The organism is Agarivorans sp. JK6, from assembly GCF_045277145.1.
GTDB classification, from domain to species: Bacteria; Pseudomonadota; Gammaproteobacteria; order Enterobacterales; family Celerinatantimonadaceae; genus Agarivorans; species Agarivorans albus.
The window spans coordinates 2,866,109-2,882,555 of sequence record NZ_CP113525.1 but is presented as its reverse complement, the minus strand read 5'-3'; the positions used below and the strand labels follow the sequence as shown (position 1 = coordinate 2,882,555).

Genomic DNA, 16,447 nt, shown 5'->3' with positions numbered 1-16,447 from the left:
TTAGCACTAAGCAAGCTTGCTAACTAAGTACTTAGCGCTAACCTTAAATACAGGTTGTATTTAAGGAAGCTACGCAATGTCCGCGTTTACCAAAACCTTATTCTTGATTGTCGCACTCAGCAGCTCTCAGTGGGTGTCAGCCTCCGAGCTAACTATTTGTAATCGAATAGTGGTAACCGGTAATGCCGAATACCCTCCCATATTATGGCGAGACCAAAATCACCCCGGCAAGCTTACTGGCTTAGCCATAGAACTACTTGAGTTGGCTTTAATGGACACCGAGATTAGTGTTGACGCTCGGGATCGAGGCGTATGGGCAAGAGCATTGCAAGAAGCCAAACATGGTGAAATAGACATGTTAGCGGGCGCCTTTCTAACCAATGAGCGACAAGAATACATGGACTACATTGTGCCGCAGTTTACTGACGTTCCCAGTGTTGTTTGGACCAAAAAAGGTAACGAATTTAATTATCAAAAATGGGAAGATTTGTTAGACCGCCGCGGAGGCACCTTAGTAAATAACAGCTTTGGTCAAGACTTTGATGCTTACGCCAAAAAGAACCTGAAAATACTTAGCAGTGCATCGGCTGAGCGCTCTTTTGCCATGTTGTTGGCCGACCGTTTCGATTATGTTCTGTATGAGTTATACCAGGGTTTAACCATTTTGGAGTCGGCGGGCTTAAAATCAAAGGTTGTTGCTTTAGATAACCCAATCTCAATTGAAGGTTTGTATTTCACTTTTTCAAAAAAATCAGGTTGTAATAGCGAAGCATTAAGGCGCCATTTAAGTGAACGGGTCACTCAGCTCACTAAGTTTAATACCTTCGAACGTTTATTCGACAAACACATGCAAGCGTGGTTATTGCAGCAATCTAATTTTGGCGTGGTGAAGCGAGATTAAGTTCTTAGTTGGGCTTAGTGACTAAGCGTACCACCTTCGCTTGTGACTTTCTCCGCACTGACTGCGGTGTTGGCTTCTTGCCAACCGCGGGTTTCGTTTATAAGCTGTTCAACCATCTCAGCATTACCAACAACAACCCCTTCTTCTAAGACCACCAAGCTATTGTTCCGCTCTTCAATCTGAAAATTAGTGCGGATGATTTCGTTGTCACGATATCCGGCAGAATTGAAAAAACGAATTTTGTAAGTATTCATGCCTTCACCTCTATTTGAAGAGCAAAGAATTGCCTTTCATCATTAACTGAGAGTTTTGTTGTATTTTATGAGAGAAAATCGCTATTAAGCAATCGTAGTGAAGAGTATTGTTCAGTTACTTTGATGTTCATCTGTCTTACCTAGTGAGTAATTGAAATGCTATTGCTGTTAGCGATTATATACCTAGCGTTTATTAGCCTTGGTTTGCCCGACTCACTATTGGGCTCATCGTGGCCAATCATGCGGGGCGACCTAAACGCCAGCCTCGAATTTGCCGGCGTAATTTCTATTGTGGTTAGTGCAGGAACAGTGGTGTCGAGTCTATTGTCTACTCGGCTAACTCATTACTTTGGCACAGGTAAAGTGGTAGCTGTAAGCGTACTCATGACTGCGATTGCTTTATTTGGCTTTAGCTTAACTTACAACGTTTGGTTACTGGTGCTTTTGGCTGTGCCTTTAGGTTTAGGTGCGGGCGCAGTGGATGCCGCTTTAAATAACTTTGTCGCGATAAACTACAAAGCAAAACATATGAATTACTTGCATTCTTTTTGGGGTGTTGGTGCCACTGCTGGTCCTTTGATTATGGCGCTTTATCTGAGTCAGCAACAAGGTTGGCGCGACGGTTACGCCAGTATTTCTTATATTCAGTTTGCCTTAGTTGCTGTATTGCTGTTGGCTTTGCCGCTGTGGCGACGCGCAACCAGCGAGAATTTAGCAGTAAGCGGTGAGCAGCATACACCGCTAAGCAATGCTTTAGCCTTTAAAATGAAAGGCGTTAAGCTGCAATTGCTTACTTTTTTTTGTTATTGCTCCTTAGAAGCGGGGACTGGCTTGTGGGCTGCTAGTTACTTAATTAGTCAGCAGCAGGTAAGTGCCGCTAATGCTGCTTTTTGGACCGCTATGTACTTTTTGGGGATAACACTGGGGCGCTTTATATGTGGATTTGTTTCTGAGCGAATTGCAGAAGGTAAGCTAGTTCGTGGTGGAGTATTAACTATTTTTGTAGGTGTTGTGTTCTTGCTTATACCAGGTTGGTCAATGCTGGCTAAAATAGGCTTAATGTTTATCGGCTTTGGTTGTGCGCCTATCTATCCAAATACTATTCATCTAACGCCACAAAGGTTTGGCAAGCAAGCATCGCAGACTATTATTGGTTTATCGATGGCCTGCGCTTATGTTGGTACTACCTTAATGCCTCCGTTTATTGGCTTATTGGCAGCATCTAGTTCTTTTGTGGTCTTGCCAATCGCATTGCTAGTGTTTAGTGGTTTAATGATGTTTAGCACCGAGCGACTGAAACTCTGGCCGCAGTCGCAGCCAACAAAAAGCGATCGGCCAGCCATCACTTAGTTTAAGTACAAAGGGGTTTTATGGGAAACAAACACATCGGCGAGCTGGTATTAAGCCAGCAACAAATTAGCCAAGGAGTAAGCACGGTAGCTAAGCAACTCAATCACTTGTATGCAGGTAAAACGGTTGTGCTGATTACGGTAGTTCCGGGGGGGATTTTATTTACCGCTGATCTGGTGCGCCAGTTAAGCTTTGAAGTTGAAATGGATTACATCTCTTGCCCACATACACCTGGCGACCGGCAGAACAACTCCACCATTGTTTATCATCAAAATATCGAAATTAACAATAAGCCAGTGATTGTAATTGATGATGCCATAGAGTCTGGCGGAACGATGCAGCGGCTTATTGCCCATCTAAGTGCTCAGTTCTCACCCTCATCTTTGTCTATTGCTAGTTTGCTGGTAAAACCCGGCAGAGTAGATATTCCAGTAAAACAACATTTTGCTTATTTAATGGACAGCGACGATATGCTGGTGGGTTATGGTTTACCTTGGAACAATTTAAACCGTAACCTTCCTTATATTTCTAAACTAAAAGTGGTAGATGATAAGCAATAATTCTAACTACCCAAAGGAGTTAAAGATTTAGGGTAAGCTAACAGATAGCTTGCTATGTTCGTGGGGAGTGGGGAAACCACTAAGTATTTTGCCCATGGTTTTATACAATAAAGGTGCATTCACAAAAGGATTTTGCCAGCATGTCAGGAATTACAGATTTAGATGAGCTCTTAAGGTCTATGCGTCCTAAGTTGATAGATGCAGAATTTGTATTTTGCACGGTTCCTGGAGGTATTAGCGAATACTTGGAACTAGAACCTGTAGCCACTTTTATAGAATCTGAAGGTTTAACACTTGTTGTTAAAAAGGCAGCGGCTAAAGCAGCGGGCTTGGAGTATGAGGGCTCATTCAGCCAGATTACCTTAACAGTGCACTCTAGCTTAGAGGCTGTTGGGCTAACCGCAGCGGTTGCCAACAAGCTCGCATCAAAAGGTATTAGTGCGAACGTAATTGCTGCCTATTATCACGATCATGTATTTGTGCAAACCGACAAAGCAAAAGCAGCAATGCAGGCCTTACAAGAGTTTAGTGTTTAGTATTGCTAAGTGCGTTTTAAAGCTGGCGGTCGTTGCAGAGTAGTGCTACTTTTTGAGGGGGCTCTGAGAAGCGGTGGAGATGATACTAGCGAAATTAAAAAACCGCATTAAGCGGCTTTTTACGTTTTAAGCTTTAAGGCTTAAGGCTTAAGGCTTAAGGCTTAAGGCTTAAGGCTTAAGGCAGGTTGGCTGAAGCTAATGCCATCCCAACCGTTTTTAATAAACTGGCGAATATTTTGGTGGTCGTCACTGTATGGCGTAGACAATACATCTTGGTAGTATTGGCCAAACAAGGCTAGGGTTTGTTGTTTACTTAATCCGTTTAATTGACCAAAAGCAAATACTTTGCATGAACCTGAATTTTCACCTTCGGCATTATGTTGCTTGCCGTTGCTAAATGCACTTGGCGTGAACTCGTAGTTTGCATCAATAATTTTCATACTATCTTCAAAGCGAATTTGATCGGGATCTTTAGTAAGAACTTCAACAAAGTTAGCGATATCTGCCTGTGCCATGAGTTACGTCCTGTAGTATTGGTTTATTCGCGCTTACCTTATTTGAGAATATTGCCTCGGGTCAAGAAAAAATCATCTGTTTCAACTATTGTCATTTTGAATAATTAGCATTGCAAAAAGCACCAGTATTGCGCCAGGCAATAATCGCCATGATAGTTGCTCAAATCCCATACTTACCGTAAGCACTAAAACCAATAGAGGCGTTAAGTAACTGTAGGCTGCCACTTTGGTGGGGCCAAGGCGCACCGTACCTATTTGCAGCAAGAAGAAGGTAGTTAGGGTGGTGAACAAGGCTAAATAGCCAATGCCAGCATAAGCTTTTAGAGGGACTGCTAACCAATTAATTTCATTTAAGCTGGTGAGTGAAAGCAGCAACAAAAACAGGCTGCCAAATGCTAAGACCCAAAATGTCATTAGCTCTTGTGGCTCGCCTTGGTAAAGCTTTTTCATTAAGGGGTTATAAATGCTTAAAGCAACACAGCCGAGCAAAAACAGCAAGTCTCCTTGATTTAGCGTTAATGCAAATAGCGCATTAACATCACCGCGAAACACAATCCACAAAGCGCCCAAAGTACCCATTGTTAAACCCACTGCTCTTTGTAGTTTTATGGCTTGGCCTAGGATAAAAAAGCTAGTAAGGGCGGTAATGGCAGGCAACGTTGTATATAAAGCACCGGTGTTTAACGCGCTGGTGTGGCGTAGCGCTTCAAACATACACCAAAAAAATATCACCAAGGGTACGCTCAGCAATGCATATCCCATTAAGGCTTTACCAGAAGGTAACGTTAATCCGTTTCTGTACAACACATAGGGGGCAAATAACAAAGCCGCAGTGAGGAAGCGCAAAAACATCATCACTACTGGAGGTAATGCGTGGGTAATCGCAGCGCCGACTGGGAAAGAGCTAGCGACTAGCGTAACCATTAGCAGCATCAAGCCATGAGTTGTCAAATGGCTGTTATTTAAGCTTGGCTTAGTTTGAGTGTAGCTTGGGTTTAGCATGGCAAATACCGCGTTATTCAGTCATGCCGCCAGTGTAATAATATTTATATTGACTGATAATCCCTCTATTTTGATAATAACTGTTGAGATTTAGTTGACAGTGGTGAGCTCATGGACGGATTTGCAGCAATTCCTGTATTTGTAGCAGTAGTTGAACATGGTGGGTTTTCGCCTGCAGCGCGTAGTTTGGGGATCTCTAAGTCGGCAGTCAGTAAGCGGATTAATCTACTCGAACAGCAACTTGGGGTTAAATTGCTGCACCGTACTACCCGTAAACTGAGTTTAACCGAAGCGGGTAAGCATTATTTTGAGCATGCGGCAAAAGCTAATAATGCTGCAAAAGATGCCCAAGATGCGGTTGCCCAATTGCAGGGGGAGCCACAAGGTTTGCTGCGCATTAACACGCCTATGTCTTTTGGCCGTTTACATATCGCACCGCTGATAACCAAGTTTTTACAGCGTTATCCCAAAATTACTATTGATATGGTGATGGAGGACAAAGTTGTCGACTTGGTCGCCGAAGGTTTTGACGTAGCAATACGAGCCGGAAACTTGCCCGATTCATCATTAATTGTTCGTAAACTTGCTCCGCTAAAAAGCGTGTTATGCGCCTCTCCAGACTATTTAAAGCCTCATGGTATACCGCAAACTATTGAACAATTAGCCTCCCACAATTGCCTTCAGTTTAGCTATTCTCGAGATGTAAAAGAATGGACATTTATGCGTGATGGGCAATCACAATCAATAGACGTAAAAGGCAATTATCGAGTGAATAATAGTGAAGCTTTGCGCGAAGCCATGTTGCAAGGATTAGGCATTGGGCGCTTACCCACTTTTGTGGCTGGGCCAGATATTGTAGCGGGGCGTTTAATTAAGCTGTTAGACCAATACCAAATGCCAAACCAAAGCATTTACGCAGTGTTTTCAGAGCGTCAATTTTTGCCTGCCAAGGTGAGAGCTTTTGTCGATTTTGCCATAGAGCACTTAGCCGCTGAACAGCCATATTGGGAGCTTAACCCCAGCTAGCGGCTAAGTGTATTGCTATCGTTTTATGTGAATACTGAGCTAATTACTATTCGCCGTTACTAGCCCCAGCTATCGCTTTTTCTAACCAAGATTGTGCATGTTTAATTGGGCCTTGTATGCCTTTTAGTGGGGCGTCGGGGCGGTCGGCTCTAACTTTTGGATGGTTGTTGAGTTTAAGTAAAACTTGCTGAGCATAAGCTAAGGTTTGTTGATCCGGCATTGGTGCTACACCATCGCGAATACAGGCAATTAGCGTACGATGTAAGCCGCTGGTCAAGGTCCAAATTGTGTTTAGCCTAAACCCTCCAAGCTGGCTGTCACTCGCGAGTTCATCTAAAAAACGGATCAGCTCTGGCAACAGTGATACAGGTCTTTTCTCCCTAATGCTTACAGCAGCAATGTAAAGCTCTTTTGCTGAAGCATTTAAGCGAAGGTAATCTGCTAGGGAATCAGTTTCTGATAAATTGCGTGCTTCGGCGATGATTGCTTGTCTAGCTTCAGCTAATTGGCTAACCGGGGCATGAGGGTCAAAATTTTGCAGAATATCGTCGAACTGGCGCCTATCATTTTCGATCTCTGCTTCTAGTTCTACAATCTTTTCCTTACCTTTCTCCACTTCTTGTTTTAGGCTTTGTAGCTCTAGTTCAAATTCGCCAAACTTGAGCTTAGTGATCCGCTTACGAAGCTCTGGTTGAGTCGCAATGTAAATCACTGCCGCTAGTACCATAAGCTCCCAAAGAGAGGTATTACTTAAAATATTGCTAATGATGCTCATGCTAAAACCTAGTTATTTGTAAGGCTCTCTAGATCTTAGACCAAGCTGGATAAATACTGGTGTTTTCAGTGATTGTGCGGTTTATTCACTTCGCCATTTAGGATTAATAATCGCCCAGCGTTCGTGGTCTTTCCATCCTTTACCACCAATGTTTAAGTAGTTTTTTGATAGACCTTCTTTCACGAACCCTGCTTTTGCTACTAATGCTATTGAAGCTTTATTGGCTGGCTGGATATTGGCTTCTAAGCGATGCAGGTTGAGTTCTTCGAAGGCTTCTTTTAATACTAAGCGGATGCCTGCTCGCATATAGCCTTGGGCTTGGTGAGGATGAAAGACTTCGTAACTAAGGTAAGCTGATTGAAAATGGCCGCGAATGATAGCCGAGATATTAAAAGTACCTACTATTTCACCCGTTGCTTGCAGGCAAACAAAGTAGCGGTGTTCTTCTTCTAAGTAAGCACGCACATTTTTTGGCGGATAGCTCCAAGGGCGGTGAAATATCTCACTGTTTTGATAGCACTCGCTTAGCTCTTCTAAATCGCTGCGCTCGGGTTTTCTTATATACAGTTCTTGGCTCACACCTTATACCTTAGCTTGCTAAAACGTCGCTAGAAACTTAAGTATTTTAGCGAATTATTTTTGCTAAAGGCTAATCAATATTCCAGTTATTGCTCACAATTTTTGTTGAATATATAGGACGCTAAAAGCACTTTTCTAAGACAATTGTATAGTTTTTCTCAACAGTATCTTTTGCAAAAGCGGGATTATCATTTAAACCGTGTGGAATTAAGCTGGTGGCAACTTAAGTCAACGCCTTAAGTTTTACCAAATTTTTTACCTATAAAGCTTAAGGAATAACCATGGAACTATTTACAGCCATTGAGCAACGTCGTGCGGTTAAGCATTTTGATTCCGACGAACAAATGAGTGAGCGAGATTTCCAGAAAATGATGGAAGCTGTGTTGTTATCGCCCACCTCTTACAACATTCAGCATTGGCGATTTGTAAGAGTCAGCAATGCCGAGGTGCGAGAGCAAGTTGGTGAAGCTGCTTGGGGCCAACCCCAAGTGACAGAGGCTTCGGAGCTATTGGTGTTATGTGCTGACACTCAAGCTTGGGCTAAGCAACCAGAGCGCTATTGGCAAAATGTAGACGCTAAAGCGCAGGGTGTTTTGGTAGATATGCTAGCTAGTTTTTATCACGGCAAAGATCAGTTGCAACGTGATGAAGCGATGCGCTCGTGCGGCATGGCAGCCCAAACCTTAATGCTAGCAGCGAAAGGCTTGGGTTACGATACTTGCCCAATGATAGGTTTTGATGCTGGCCAATTGGCTGAGGTTATTAAGCTGCCCCAAGATCATGTGATTGGTATGATCATCGCTATTGGCAAAGCGGCTAAACCGGCAGGTGTACGCGGGGGACAATTAGCGATGCACCAGGTGTTGATGCAAAACCATTTTGCTTAAATTTAAAGTTAGAGATAAACCCAGACTGTATTTGTAACAACTTGGGTCTACAGGTTCAGTTGAGAGCAGCCTTAGTTACTTAAATGCTGATTAAGTAGTTGCCGTTCGCTATCAGTCATTTGGGTTTTGTTTAAAAACGGCATGTCTTGACTAACAAATGAGCGTTCTACAATCCGTGCTTTCCAGCGCTCTACATCTTGCCAAGTATCTAAATTTACCCCGCCTGGTGCTGCGGTGAAAGTGTCGTCTGTAGGCATGCGGCTGTGACAAGTGGTACAGCGCTGCCGAATAATTGCCATTACTTGGCCCTGCTCGGCGTTTAGCTCATTGTTGTTTTGATCTTGAACCTGCGCAGGGCGATTAGCGTTACTCCAGCTTAAAAACACCGCCAGTAACAGCAAACCTGCAGTGCCGCTGACAATAATGCTGGGCTTTTGAACGCCCTGGTGTTTTAGGTTGAAGTAATGGCGGATCCAAGCGCTTAAGCCGATCAGCGCACAGAGGATTAACCAACTATGACTGTGCTGATAAATCATTGGATAGTGGTTACTAATCATCAAGAAAATGACTGGCAAGGTGAGGTAATTATTATGCACCGAGCGCTTTTTAGCTTCTAGACCGGGCGCAGGGTCAACGGGCTCGCCAGCGCTAACTTGCGCCACCATTTGTCGCTGTCCTGGGATGATCTTGATCCACACATTAGCCACCATAATGGTGCCAATTAATGCGCCCATATGGATAAAGGCACCACGGCCGCTAAATACTTGAGTAAAACCAAAACAAAACAGTGCACCTATAACGATTAAACAAAGGCTTAAGGGCAAAGGTTTGTTAGCAATGGGTGAGCGTAGTAAACCTTCATAAATGGCAAAACCAAGCGCAATGCCGCCAACTCCCAAACCAATGGCTTGATAGCTGGTTAAAGCCATCACTTGTGGGTCAATTAGATAGGCATCGGCGCGAAGGTAGTACATCCAAAACAGCAGCAATGTGCCACTAAGCCAAGTGCTATAGGCTTCCCATTTAAACCAATGGAGTTTTTCTGGCATTTTTTCTGGGCCTACTTGGTACTTGGCTACTTCGTAAAAACCGCCGCCATGCACCGCCCACAAATCGCCTTTAATGCCTTTTTGCTTTTTCCATTCTGGCGGCGTTTTTAAGTTGTTATCTAACCAAACAAAATAAAAGCTAGCGCCTATCCATGCAATGCCTGCAATGACATGAAACCATTTAATAAAGAGGGCTAACCATTCATACAGCTGTGGCCACATAGTGTTGTCCTTTTTTGTAAACTTGCTTACCTGCTACATAGGTGGCGTTTATAACGCGGTCATCACCTAGGGTATTAATGGCAAATAATTTCTCACTTAAGCTGCTGGCTTTATTTAAGCGCTGGCTAAGCATCGGAGTGGGGTGCATATCTAGTTCAATAAAATCGGCTTCGCTGCCTGCATTTAAATTGCCCACTTGCCTTTCAATACCCATTGCCACTGCTGCGCCTTGAGTACATAAATACAACGAATCGAAAGGGCTTAAGCTGGCTTGTTGCAGCTGGCAAACTTTGTAGGCATCGGCTTGGTTAGCAAACATACTTAAACTGGTGCCACCGCCTACATCACTAGCAAGCGCTACGGCCACGCCATTGGCTTGGGCGCGTTGGTAGTTAAATAAACCGCTACCTAAAAACAAGTTAGATGAGGGGCAAAAGTTGATGGTTGCGCCTGAGCTTGCCAAGGCTAAATACTCACGGTCGGTAAGATGAATGCCATGGCCAAATAGCGAACGTTCGCGTACCAAGTCATGCGCTTCGTACACTGCCAGGTAGTCAGAGTAATCGGGGAATAGCTCGTTAATCCACTGTACTTCGGTGGGGTTTTCTGACAAATGAGTTTGAATAAAGCTATCTGGGTGTTCCTTGGCTAACTGACCCGCTTTAGCTAATTGCGCTTCGCTACTGGTAGGCGCAAAACGCGGTGTGATTGCGTAGAGTTGCCGGCCATTTTTGTGCCATTGCTCCAGCAGTTGCTTGCTCTCTCGATAGCCAGATTCAGCACTATCTTGCAGGGCGGTGGGGCAGTTTCTGTCCATTAATACCTTGCCGCAAATCATTCGTGCATTGTAGCTTTCTGCCGCCTCAAAAAAGCTGCTTACCGATTGCGGGTGAACGGTTGCATACACACTGGCGGTGGTGGTGCCGTGGGCAAACAGTTGTTGCAAAAAAAACTCGGCTTGGGCACGAGCATAGGCGGACTCAACAAATTGTTGCTCAGCGGGAAAGGTGTAAGTGTTTAACCAATCCAATAATTGTTTGCCATAGCTGGCAATAATCTCTACCTGAGGGTAGTGCACATGGCTGTCGATAAGCCCCGGAATAATAAGGCCATGATGCTGAATAACAGCCGCTTGTACTTCGGGGTTGTTGCGTAAGTAATCTTGCGCATCCCCAAGGTGTTGAACAAGACCATCCTCAACAACCAACATGCCATCATGGAGATATTGGTAGTTATCGCTCGGTGCAATAGTGGCCTTTGGAAAGTGTAAAATACTCCCGCGGTGTAACTGTCGCGTCATCTTAGCTGCCTCGATAAGTGGAATAGCTAAAGGTGCTTAACAGCAGCGGGATGTGGTAATGGGCTTGTTGCTCATCACTAATAAACACCACATCGGCTAAAGGAAAAAAGCATTGCTGGAAGTGCTCTAGGCAGTATTCTTCGGTAATAAAGCGTAGGCAGTAGCAATCACTGGGTAAGTCTAATTGTTCAAACTTATAACGCCCGTCTTGGTCGGTTAAGCCTTTCGCTAAGCTTTGGCTTTCACCAAAGCGATAAATTTCTACCGCAATACCTGCTGCGGGCTGGCCACAAGTGGTATCGAGTACATGACAGCTTAAGGTGCTCAAAATAAATTCTCCATTCTACGCAGGCTAATGCGTTGTTGTTGTTCGGCTGCATTGCGTAATTCTTGCTCGCGGCTATTCCCGTAGCGCTGCTCCAATATGTGCAGCATTTCCTCGGCGGATTTACCGCTAGCAAATACGATGAAAATGAAGCCATAACGGCTTAAATAACGCTGATTAAGTTCGAGTAAAGCACTAAGAGTGGCTTGTTGAGCATGGTTAACTTGTGCTTGCTCTGCTTCGCTTAAGTGCTTGGCTTGGTTGTATTTTTTTTGAAGACTGGTTAAATCACCAATCATTGGATGACCCGCAAAAGCCTCCAACCAATCGTTCTCTGTTAGCTGAGTAAAGGCTTGTTTCGCCATAGACATAAACTGCTCAACCGACTGAAAGGGGCGCAATGCTGCCATGGTGCTTTGCCATGTTTTACTACTGCAAATACTGGCCATTTCGCTAACGAATTGACTGTGCGGAAGATTGTTTAGCAGCTTAAGATGTTTTTTGTCGTCACTCATTGAGCTGTTCTCCCGCAAGTTGTTTTCGCAGGGTGTTGCTAGATTCCCATTGCTGTTTTTGCTGGTCCTTGTCACTGGTTTTAGCGTGTTTTTCTAGCAGCGTGATCAGCTGGGCACTAATCGATACCGCGACTTGCATGGGTAACTTCCCACTCACGTCGGCTAGGCCAATAGGGCAGGAGAGTTGATCACACTGTGCCGGATTTTCAAGTTGTTCGGCTAAGCGATACCTAAATCGTTGGGCTTTAGTTTGAGAGCCAATCACGCCTACAAAGGCTAAATCTCCTCGGCGCAGCGCAGCTAAGCTGAGAGCGAAATCTAAGCTATGGTCTTGGCTTAGAATGACAACATAAGAGTTGGCTTTTAGCTCTGCTACGCTATTTTCTGGCTGCGCGTGATAGTGGGTGTTCACACCAAATTGGCTAATTGAATCTAGCCATTGCTGGCGATTATCAATGACTTGCACTTGTACTGGCAGTTTCGCCAGTATTTCACATAAACAATGGCTTACATGTCCCGCCCCATAAATGGTGATAAGTGGCTGATCAACCAGGAAGTATTCGAACAATACTTGTACTGCGCCCCCACAACATTGGGCTAGATCCGCAGCTAAGGAAAAGCGTTCGATATGATTAGATTTTGTTCCTTTTTCTAGTTGCTCGCGTGCATGCTTGATCACCGAGAACTCTAAATTTCCACCGCCTAAGGTATCGAATTGTTGTTGCTGACTTATCACCATTTTAGCGCCTGTTGCTCGCGGCACAGAACCAGCCTCGGCCACAATGGTCGCAATACAAAATGGCTGCTGTTGCTGCTTAAGATAGCTGCAGGCATCTAACCAGTTATTGGGTAAAAAGCGAGTTTGCCAATCACTCATCTTGCGCCTCCATAAACTCATATTGTTTTTGGCAAGCCATTAAAATTCGCTCGCTGGTGGCAGGAGAATCTAACTGTGCTGGCAGCTTATGTTGGCTGATTGACGTCACTGCATCGTAAATGGCACACCAAGCGCTAATGGCTAACATAAAAGGTGGCTCGCCCACTGCTTTAGAGCGGTAGATGCTGTGCTCAGGGTTGGCTTGGTCGAACAAGGTAATGTTCATTTGTTCGGGGTAGTCGCCAATGGTGGGGATTTTGTAGTTTGCCGGGCTATTACTCAGCAATTTGCCTTTTTTGTCCCATACCAGCTCTTCGTTAGTAAGCCAGCCTAGGCCCTGAATAAAAGCGCCTTCTATTTGGCCAATGTCGATGGCCGGATTAAGGCTGGTGCCTACATCATGCAGAATATCTACGCGGTCTACGCTCATTTCTCCAGTTAGCGTATCAATGCTCACTTCGCTAACGGAGGCGCCCAGTGCAAAGTAGAAAAATGGTCGCCCCTGCGCTTGTTCGCGGTCGTACCAAATTTTTGGTGTTTTATAAAAACCCGTTGCCGAGAGTGATACTCGCTGCATGTAAGCTTGTTGCACTAACTCCGCCCAGCTAATGGTTTGCTCGGCGAGTTTAACTTGACCTTGGTTTATGGTGATTTGTTCTGCTGTAAGCTGGTAATGTTGCTGGGCAAATTCAAGCAGACGTTGTTTGATTTCTGTCGCCGCATTATGCGCAGCCATCCCGTTTAAATCACTGCCTGAAGAAGCCGCGGTGGGTGAGGTATTAGGCACTTTGTCGGTGCGGGTAGACGTAATAAGCACATAGCTAAATGGAATGCCCAAAGTTTGCGCCACAATCTGCTGAACCTTGGTATGCAGGCCTTGGCCCATTTCGGTGCCGCCATGATTCAACTGAACACTGCCGTCGGTATACACATGTAGCAGTGCGCCTGCTTGGTTAAGGTGTTTAGCGGTAAATGAAATACCAAATTTTACAGGGCTTAAGGCAAGGCCTTTTTTGATCAGCGAGTTAGAGTTGTTCCATTGATCTATTTGCTGACGACGCGCGCGGTAATCTGCGTTCACTTCTAACTGTTTAATTAAGTTAAGCTGGTCTTGATGTTGCTCTACTGGCATGCCGTAGTGGGTGGTGGCATGTCCATCTCGATAGAGGTTTTTGTAACGGACATCTAAGGCATCTTGGCCGGTAGCAATTGCGATGTCTTGCATAGCCTGTTCAATTAACATCATGCCTTGCGGGCCACCAAAGCCGCGGAAGGCAGTATGTGAAACGGTATCGGTTTTTAATCGATGACCTACGACTTCGGCTTCACCTAAGGTGTAGGCGTTGTCGCTATGAAACATCGCTCTATCCACAATCGCGTCGGATAAATCAGGCGAGTGGCCACACAAGCCATTCACCTCTAATTTAGCACTTTCAATGATTCCCTCGGCGCTTAAACCTAGTTGGTATCGGTTATAAAAAGGATGGCGTTTGCCGGTTACAGCCATATCTATACTGCGTGGTAGGCGTATTTTCACCGGTTTATTGCAATGCCAGGCAGCAAGGCTAGCTAAGCACGCCCATTGAGCGGCTTGGGTTTCTTTACCGCCAAAGCCGCCGCCCATGCGGCGCATGTCTACGGTAACTTGGTGAAACGCAATACCTAATACTTCTGCTACTAGTTTTTGTACTTCGCTAGGGTGCTGTGAAGAGGTGTAAAGCATAACGCCGCCATCTTCGGTTGGCTGTGCGAGGCTTACTTGTCCCTCTAAATAAAAGTGTTCTTGCCCGCCAATATGTTGTTCACCACTTAGTTGCAGTTCACTGCGGTCTAGCTGAGCATCGGCTATTTGCTTGCCCATGTAATGGCTTGGGCGCACGGTTGCATTGGGCTGGCTTAAATCGCTAATATCTTGCTCACTTAGCGCTAGCGTATCGGCGCTTTGGTATTGTATTAGCTCTTGATTAGCTTGGTGGGCAATTTGCCATGCGAGCTGGTGGCTATGGGCAAGAACTAGGGCCACAGGCTGCTTAAAGTAGCTAATCTCGTTTTCGCTTAACAGCGGATCGCCTTTAAATATCGGGCCAATATCTTGGTGTCCAGGGATATCCTGGCAGCGAATTACCGCAACTACATCGGGGTGTTGTTGCAGCGAATCTAAGTGCTGAGCAAGTACTTTACCTTTGGCTACTTGGCTAGTGATGACAGCAGCATGCAAGCAATCACTTGGCAGGTTATAGTCATCGATGAACTGCGCTTCGCCAGCGACTTGTTTAGCTGCACTCTCATGGGGAATCGATTTACCCACTACTTGGCTTGGCGCAGTTTGCTCGAGGTGCTGAGTCGTTAATTTACGCATAGGCGGCTAACCTCGTGGGTAATTGTTGGCTATAGAGGTAGAAGCGTTTTAATAGATTCTGTACTAGCAATACCCTGTAAGCTGCGCTCGCTCGCACATCATCAATGGGTTTTACATATTGCGGCACTAGGGCTTGTAACTGCTTGAGTTTGTTGTTGTTGAAGACTTCACCCAATATGCAGTCTTCTAGCTGGCTTAAGCGCACCGACTTAGCCGCCACGCCACCTGCTGAGATCACGCAGTGGCTTACTCTGGCTTGGTCATCACACTCCATGGCTACTGCCAATACCACGGTGGCGATGTCATCTTCATAACGTTTACTCACCTTGTAGATTTGATGCTTAAGTGTTGGAGACAAATCTGGCAGGTGAATGGCGCTAATCCATTGTTGTGGTTTTAAGCGCGTTTCGCGGTAGCCTGTGATGTAGTCTTCCGGTGCGTAAAGCTCGGTAGTGGCGCCATCATCTACTTCAATTTTGCCGTTTAGGCTAATTAGCAATGGAGCTATGTCACCAATGGGTGAGGCATTGCCTAAACTGCCACCTAAGGTGGCGCGGTGACGAATGGTAATACTGCCCAAGCGAGCAAAAATTTCGTCGGTAGTGGGGTAGTGCTGTGCCATAAATGCATGAACTTTATCTAAGCTTACCGCTGCTCCTATGCGCCAGCCATTGTTGGTGCGCTCGATGCCTGTGAGCTCAGGAAGGGCGGTTAAGTCGATAATTTCATCAATGCGTTGATACTGTTGAGTAACTTCCAATGCTAAATCGGTACCGCCGCCTATCCATTTGGCGTGAGGGTGCTTTGCGCGAATGCTGGCTAGCTCACTGCGACTAGTGGGTTGCCAGTAGTGTTCACTTTCTAGCTTGTCACATTGCCCCATCCAGTGCTGCACGGCGGACTCATTTTCTTGGATATGATCCTTGGCCGCTGGCGCTGCAGCTACTTGCTTGGCGGCTTCGATAAGTGGCCCATAGCCAGTGCAACGACACAAGTTGCCAGCTAAAAATTCTTCGGGATGCTCTGGTTTAGTTGTTTGACGAGATAAGGCATATAAAGACATCACAAAACCAGGCGTACAAAAGCCGCATTGGCTGCCATGTTTATCTACTATGGCCTGTTGAACGGGATGCAGCTCTTGGCCTTGCTTTAGGTATTCAACGGTAATGACTTGTTTACCGTGCAAAGAATGTAAGGGCGTAATGCAGCTGTTTATTTGTTTGTAACTAAGTTGTTGTTGCTGATCTTGGCTCACCATTACTACGGTGCATGCACCACAATCGCCACTGGCACAACCTTCTTTACTGCCCACTAAACCTTGTCGCTCGCGTAAAAAGCTAAGCAGCATGGTATCTGCCGCTTGCTGGCTTAAGGTGATGGCTTGGTCGTTAATCATAAGTTGTAACATGATTGCT

Annotated in this window: 18 protein-coding genes; 6 read left to right on the top strand and 12 right to left on the bottom strand. The window is 45.3% G+C overall.

Annotated elements, in window-relative coordinates:
• The first annotated feature begins 76 nt into the window (after positions 1–76).
• On the top strand, positions 77–901 hold the full coding sequence (locus tag OV592_RS13405) for a substrate-binding periplasmic protein (protein ID WP_406608935.1): 825 nt from the start codon (positions 77–79) through the stop codon (positions 899–901).
• Positions 902–915: 14 nt separating this feature from the next.
• Here OV592_RS13405 and OV592_RS13400 read toward each other — a convergent pair whose 3' ends face one another.
• A complete protein-coding gene (locus tag OV592_RS13400; RefSeq protein ID WP_016400646.1) occupies positions 916–1,155 on the bottom strand; it encodes a hypothetical protein in 240 nt (79 codons plus the stop codon).
• A gap of 156 nt (positions 1,156–1,311) precedes the next feature.
• Here OV592_RS13400 and OV592_RS13395 point away from each other — a divergent pair, with 156 nt between their 5' ends.
• The 3 genes from OV592_RS13395 (at position 1,312) to OV592_RS13385 (ending at position 3,601) form a co-directional block, all read left to right on the top strand.
• Entirely contained in the window at positions 1,312–2,505 is a 1,194-nt protein-coding gene (locus tag OV592_RS13395) for an MFS transporter (protein WP_406608934.1), read from the top strand.
• A gap of 20 nt (positions 2,506–2,525) precedes the next feature.
• Positions 2,526–3,065, top strand: coding sequence for a phosphoribosyltransferase (locus tag OV592_RS13390; RefSeq protein WP_406608933.1), 540 nt, complete (start codon positions 2,526–2,528; stop codon positions 3,063–3,065).
• 140 nt (positions 3,066–3,205) lie between these two features.
• Positions 3,206–3,601 (top strand): ACT domain-containing protein, encoded by a 396-nt coding sequence (locus OV592_RS13385; RefSeq protein WP_406608932.1) that lies wholly within the window; start codon positions 3,206–3,208, stop codon positions 3,599–3,601.
• A gap of 161 nt (positions 3,602–3,762) precedes the next feature.
• Here OV592_RS13385 and OV592_RS13380 read toward each other — a convergent pair whose 3' ends face one another.
• The gene (locus tag OV592_RS13380; RefSeq protein WP_406608931.1) at positions 3,763–4,116 is read right to left on the bottom strand and encodes a HopJ type III effector protein; all 354 of its coding nucleotides are present in this window, start codon (positions 4,114–4,116) and stop codon (positions 3,763–3,765) included.
• An 81-nt stretch (positions 4,117–4,197) separates the two neighbouring features.
• A complete protein-coding gene (locus OV592_RS13375) occupies positions 4,198–5,118 on the bottom strand; it encodes a DMT family transporter (protein WP_406608930.1) in 921 nt (306 codons plus the stop codon).
• Between the two features lie 111 nt (positions 5,119–5,229).
• Here OV592_RS13375 and OV592_RS13370 point away from each other — a divergent pair, with 111 nt between their 5' ends.
• Positions 5,230–6,144: a LysR family transcriptional regulator gene (locus OV592_RS13370; protein ID WP_406608929.1), complete on the top strand. Its 915-nt coding sequence runs from the start codon at positions 5,230–5,232 to the stop codon at positions 6,142–6,144.
• Positions 6,145–6,190: 46 nt separating this feature from the next.
• On the opposite strand, the gene OV592_RS13365 is transcribed toward OV592_RS13370, so the two are convergent.
• Together OV592_RS13365 and OV592_RS13360 are read right to left on the bottom strand one after the other, a co-directional pair.
• On the bottom strand, positions 6,191–6,919 hold the full coding sequence (locus OV592_RS13365) for a hypothetical protein (RefSeq protein ID WP_406608928.1): 729 nt from the start codon (positions 6,917–6,919) through the stop codon (positions 6,191–6,193).
• 81 nt (positions 6,920–7,000) lie between these two features.
• Positions 7,001–7,498 (bottom strand): GNAT family N-acetyltransferase, encoded by a 498-nt coding sequence (locus OV592_RS13360; RefSeq protein WP_338621629.1) that lies wholly within the window; start codon positions 7,496–7,498, stop codon positions 7,001–7,003.
• A 281-nt stretch (positions 7,499–7,779) separates the two neighbouring features.
• Between OV592_RS13360 and OV592_RS13355 the strand changes: the two genes are divergently transcribed.
• Positions 7,780–8,385, top strand: a complete 606-nt coding sequence (locus OV592_RS13355; RefSeq protein ID WP_406608927.1) for a nitroreductase family protein — start codon at positions 7,780–7,782, stop codon at positions 8,383–8,385.
• 71 nt (positions 8,386–8,456) lie between these two features.
• Here the strand turns inward: OV592_RS13355 and OV592_RS13350 are convergent, their stop codons facing one another.
• From OV592_RS13350 to xdhA, 7 genes are read right to left on the bottom strand one after another with little or no spacing between them, the layout of a single operon-like run.
• On the bottom strand, positions 8,457–9,656 hold the full coding sequence (locus OV592_RS13350) for a urate hydroxylase PuuD (protein WP_406608926.1): 1,200 nt from the start codon (positions 9,654–9,656) through the stop codon (positions 8,457–8,459).
• Complete coding sequence (guaD, locus tag OV592_RS13345; RefSeq protein WP_406608925.1) at positions 9,637–10,956, bottom strand: guanine deaminase; 1,320 nt, start codon at positions 10,954–10,956, stop codon at positions 9,637–9,639. The genes OV592_RS13350 and guaD overlap by 20 nt, the downstream gene beginning before the upstream one ends.
• A gap of 1 nt (position 10,957) precedes the next feature.
• Entirely contained in the window at positions 10,958–11,284 is a 327-nt protein-coding gene (uraH, locus tag OV592_RS13340; RefSeq protein WP_406608924.1) for a hydroxyisourate hydrolase, read from the bottom strand.
• Positions 11,281–11,796 carry a 2-oxo-4-hydroxy-4-carboxy-5-ureidoimidazoline decarboxylase gene (uraD, locus tag OV592_RS13335; RefSeq protein ID WP_406608923.1) on the bottom strand — a complete coding sequence of 172 codons (516 nt, stop codon included), beginning with the start codon at positions 11,794–11,796 and terminating at the stop codon, positions 11,281–11,283. Before uraD ends, uraH begins: the two co-directional genes overlap by 4 nt.
• Positions 11,789–12,673, bottom strand: coding sequence for a xanthine dehydrogenase accessory protein XdhC (gene xdhC, locus OV592_RS13330; RefSeq protein WP_406608922.1), 885 nt, complete (start codon positions 12,671–12,673; stop codon positions 11,789–11,791). Before xdhC ends, uraD begins: the two co-directional genes overlap by 8 nt.
• Positions 12,666–15,032 carry a xanthine dehydrogenase molybdopterin binding subunit gene (gene xdhB / locus OV592_RS13325; protein WP_406608921.1) on the bottom strand — a complete coding sequence of 789 codons (2,367 nt, stop codon included), beginning with the start codon at positions 15,030–15,032 and terminating at the stop codon, positions 12,666–12,668. Before xdhB ends, xdhC begins: the two co-directional genes overlap by 8 nt.
• Complete coding sequence (gene xdhA / locus OV592_RS13320; protein WP_406608920.1) at positions 15,025–16,440, bottom strand: xanthine dehydrogenase small subunit; 1,416 nt, start codon at positions 16,438–16,440, stop codon at positions 15,025–15,027. Before xdhA ends, xdhB begins: the two co-directional genes overlap by 8 nt.
• Positions 16,441–16,447: the final 7 nt, after the last annotated feature.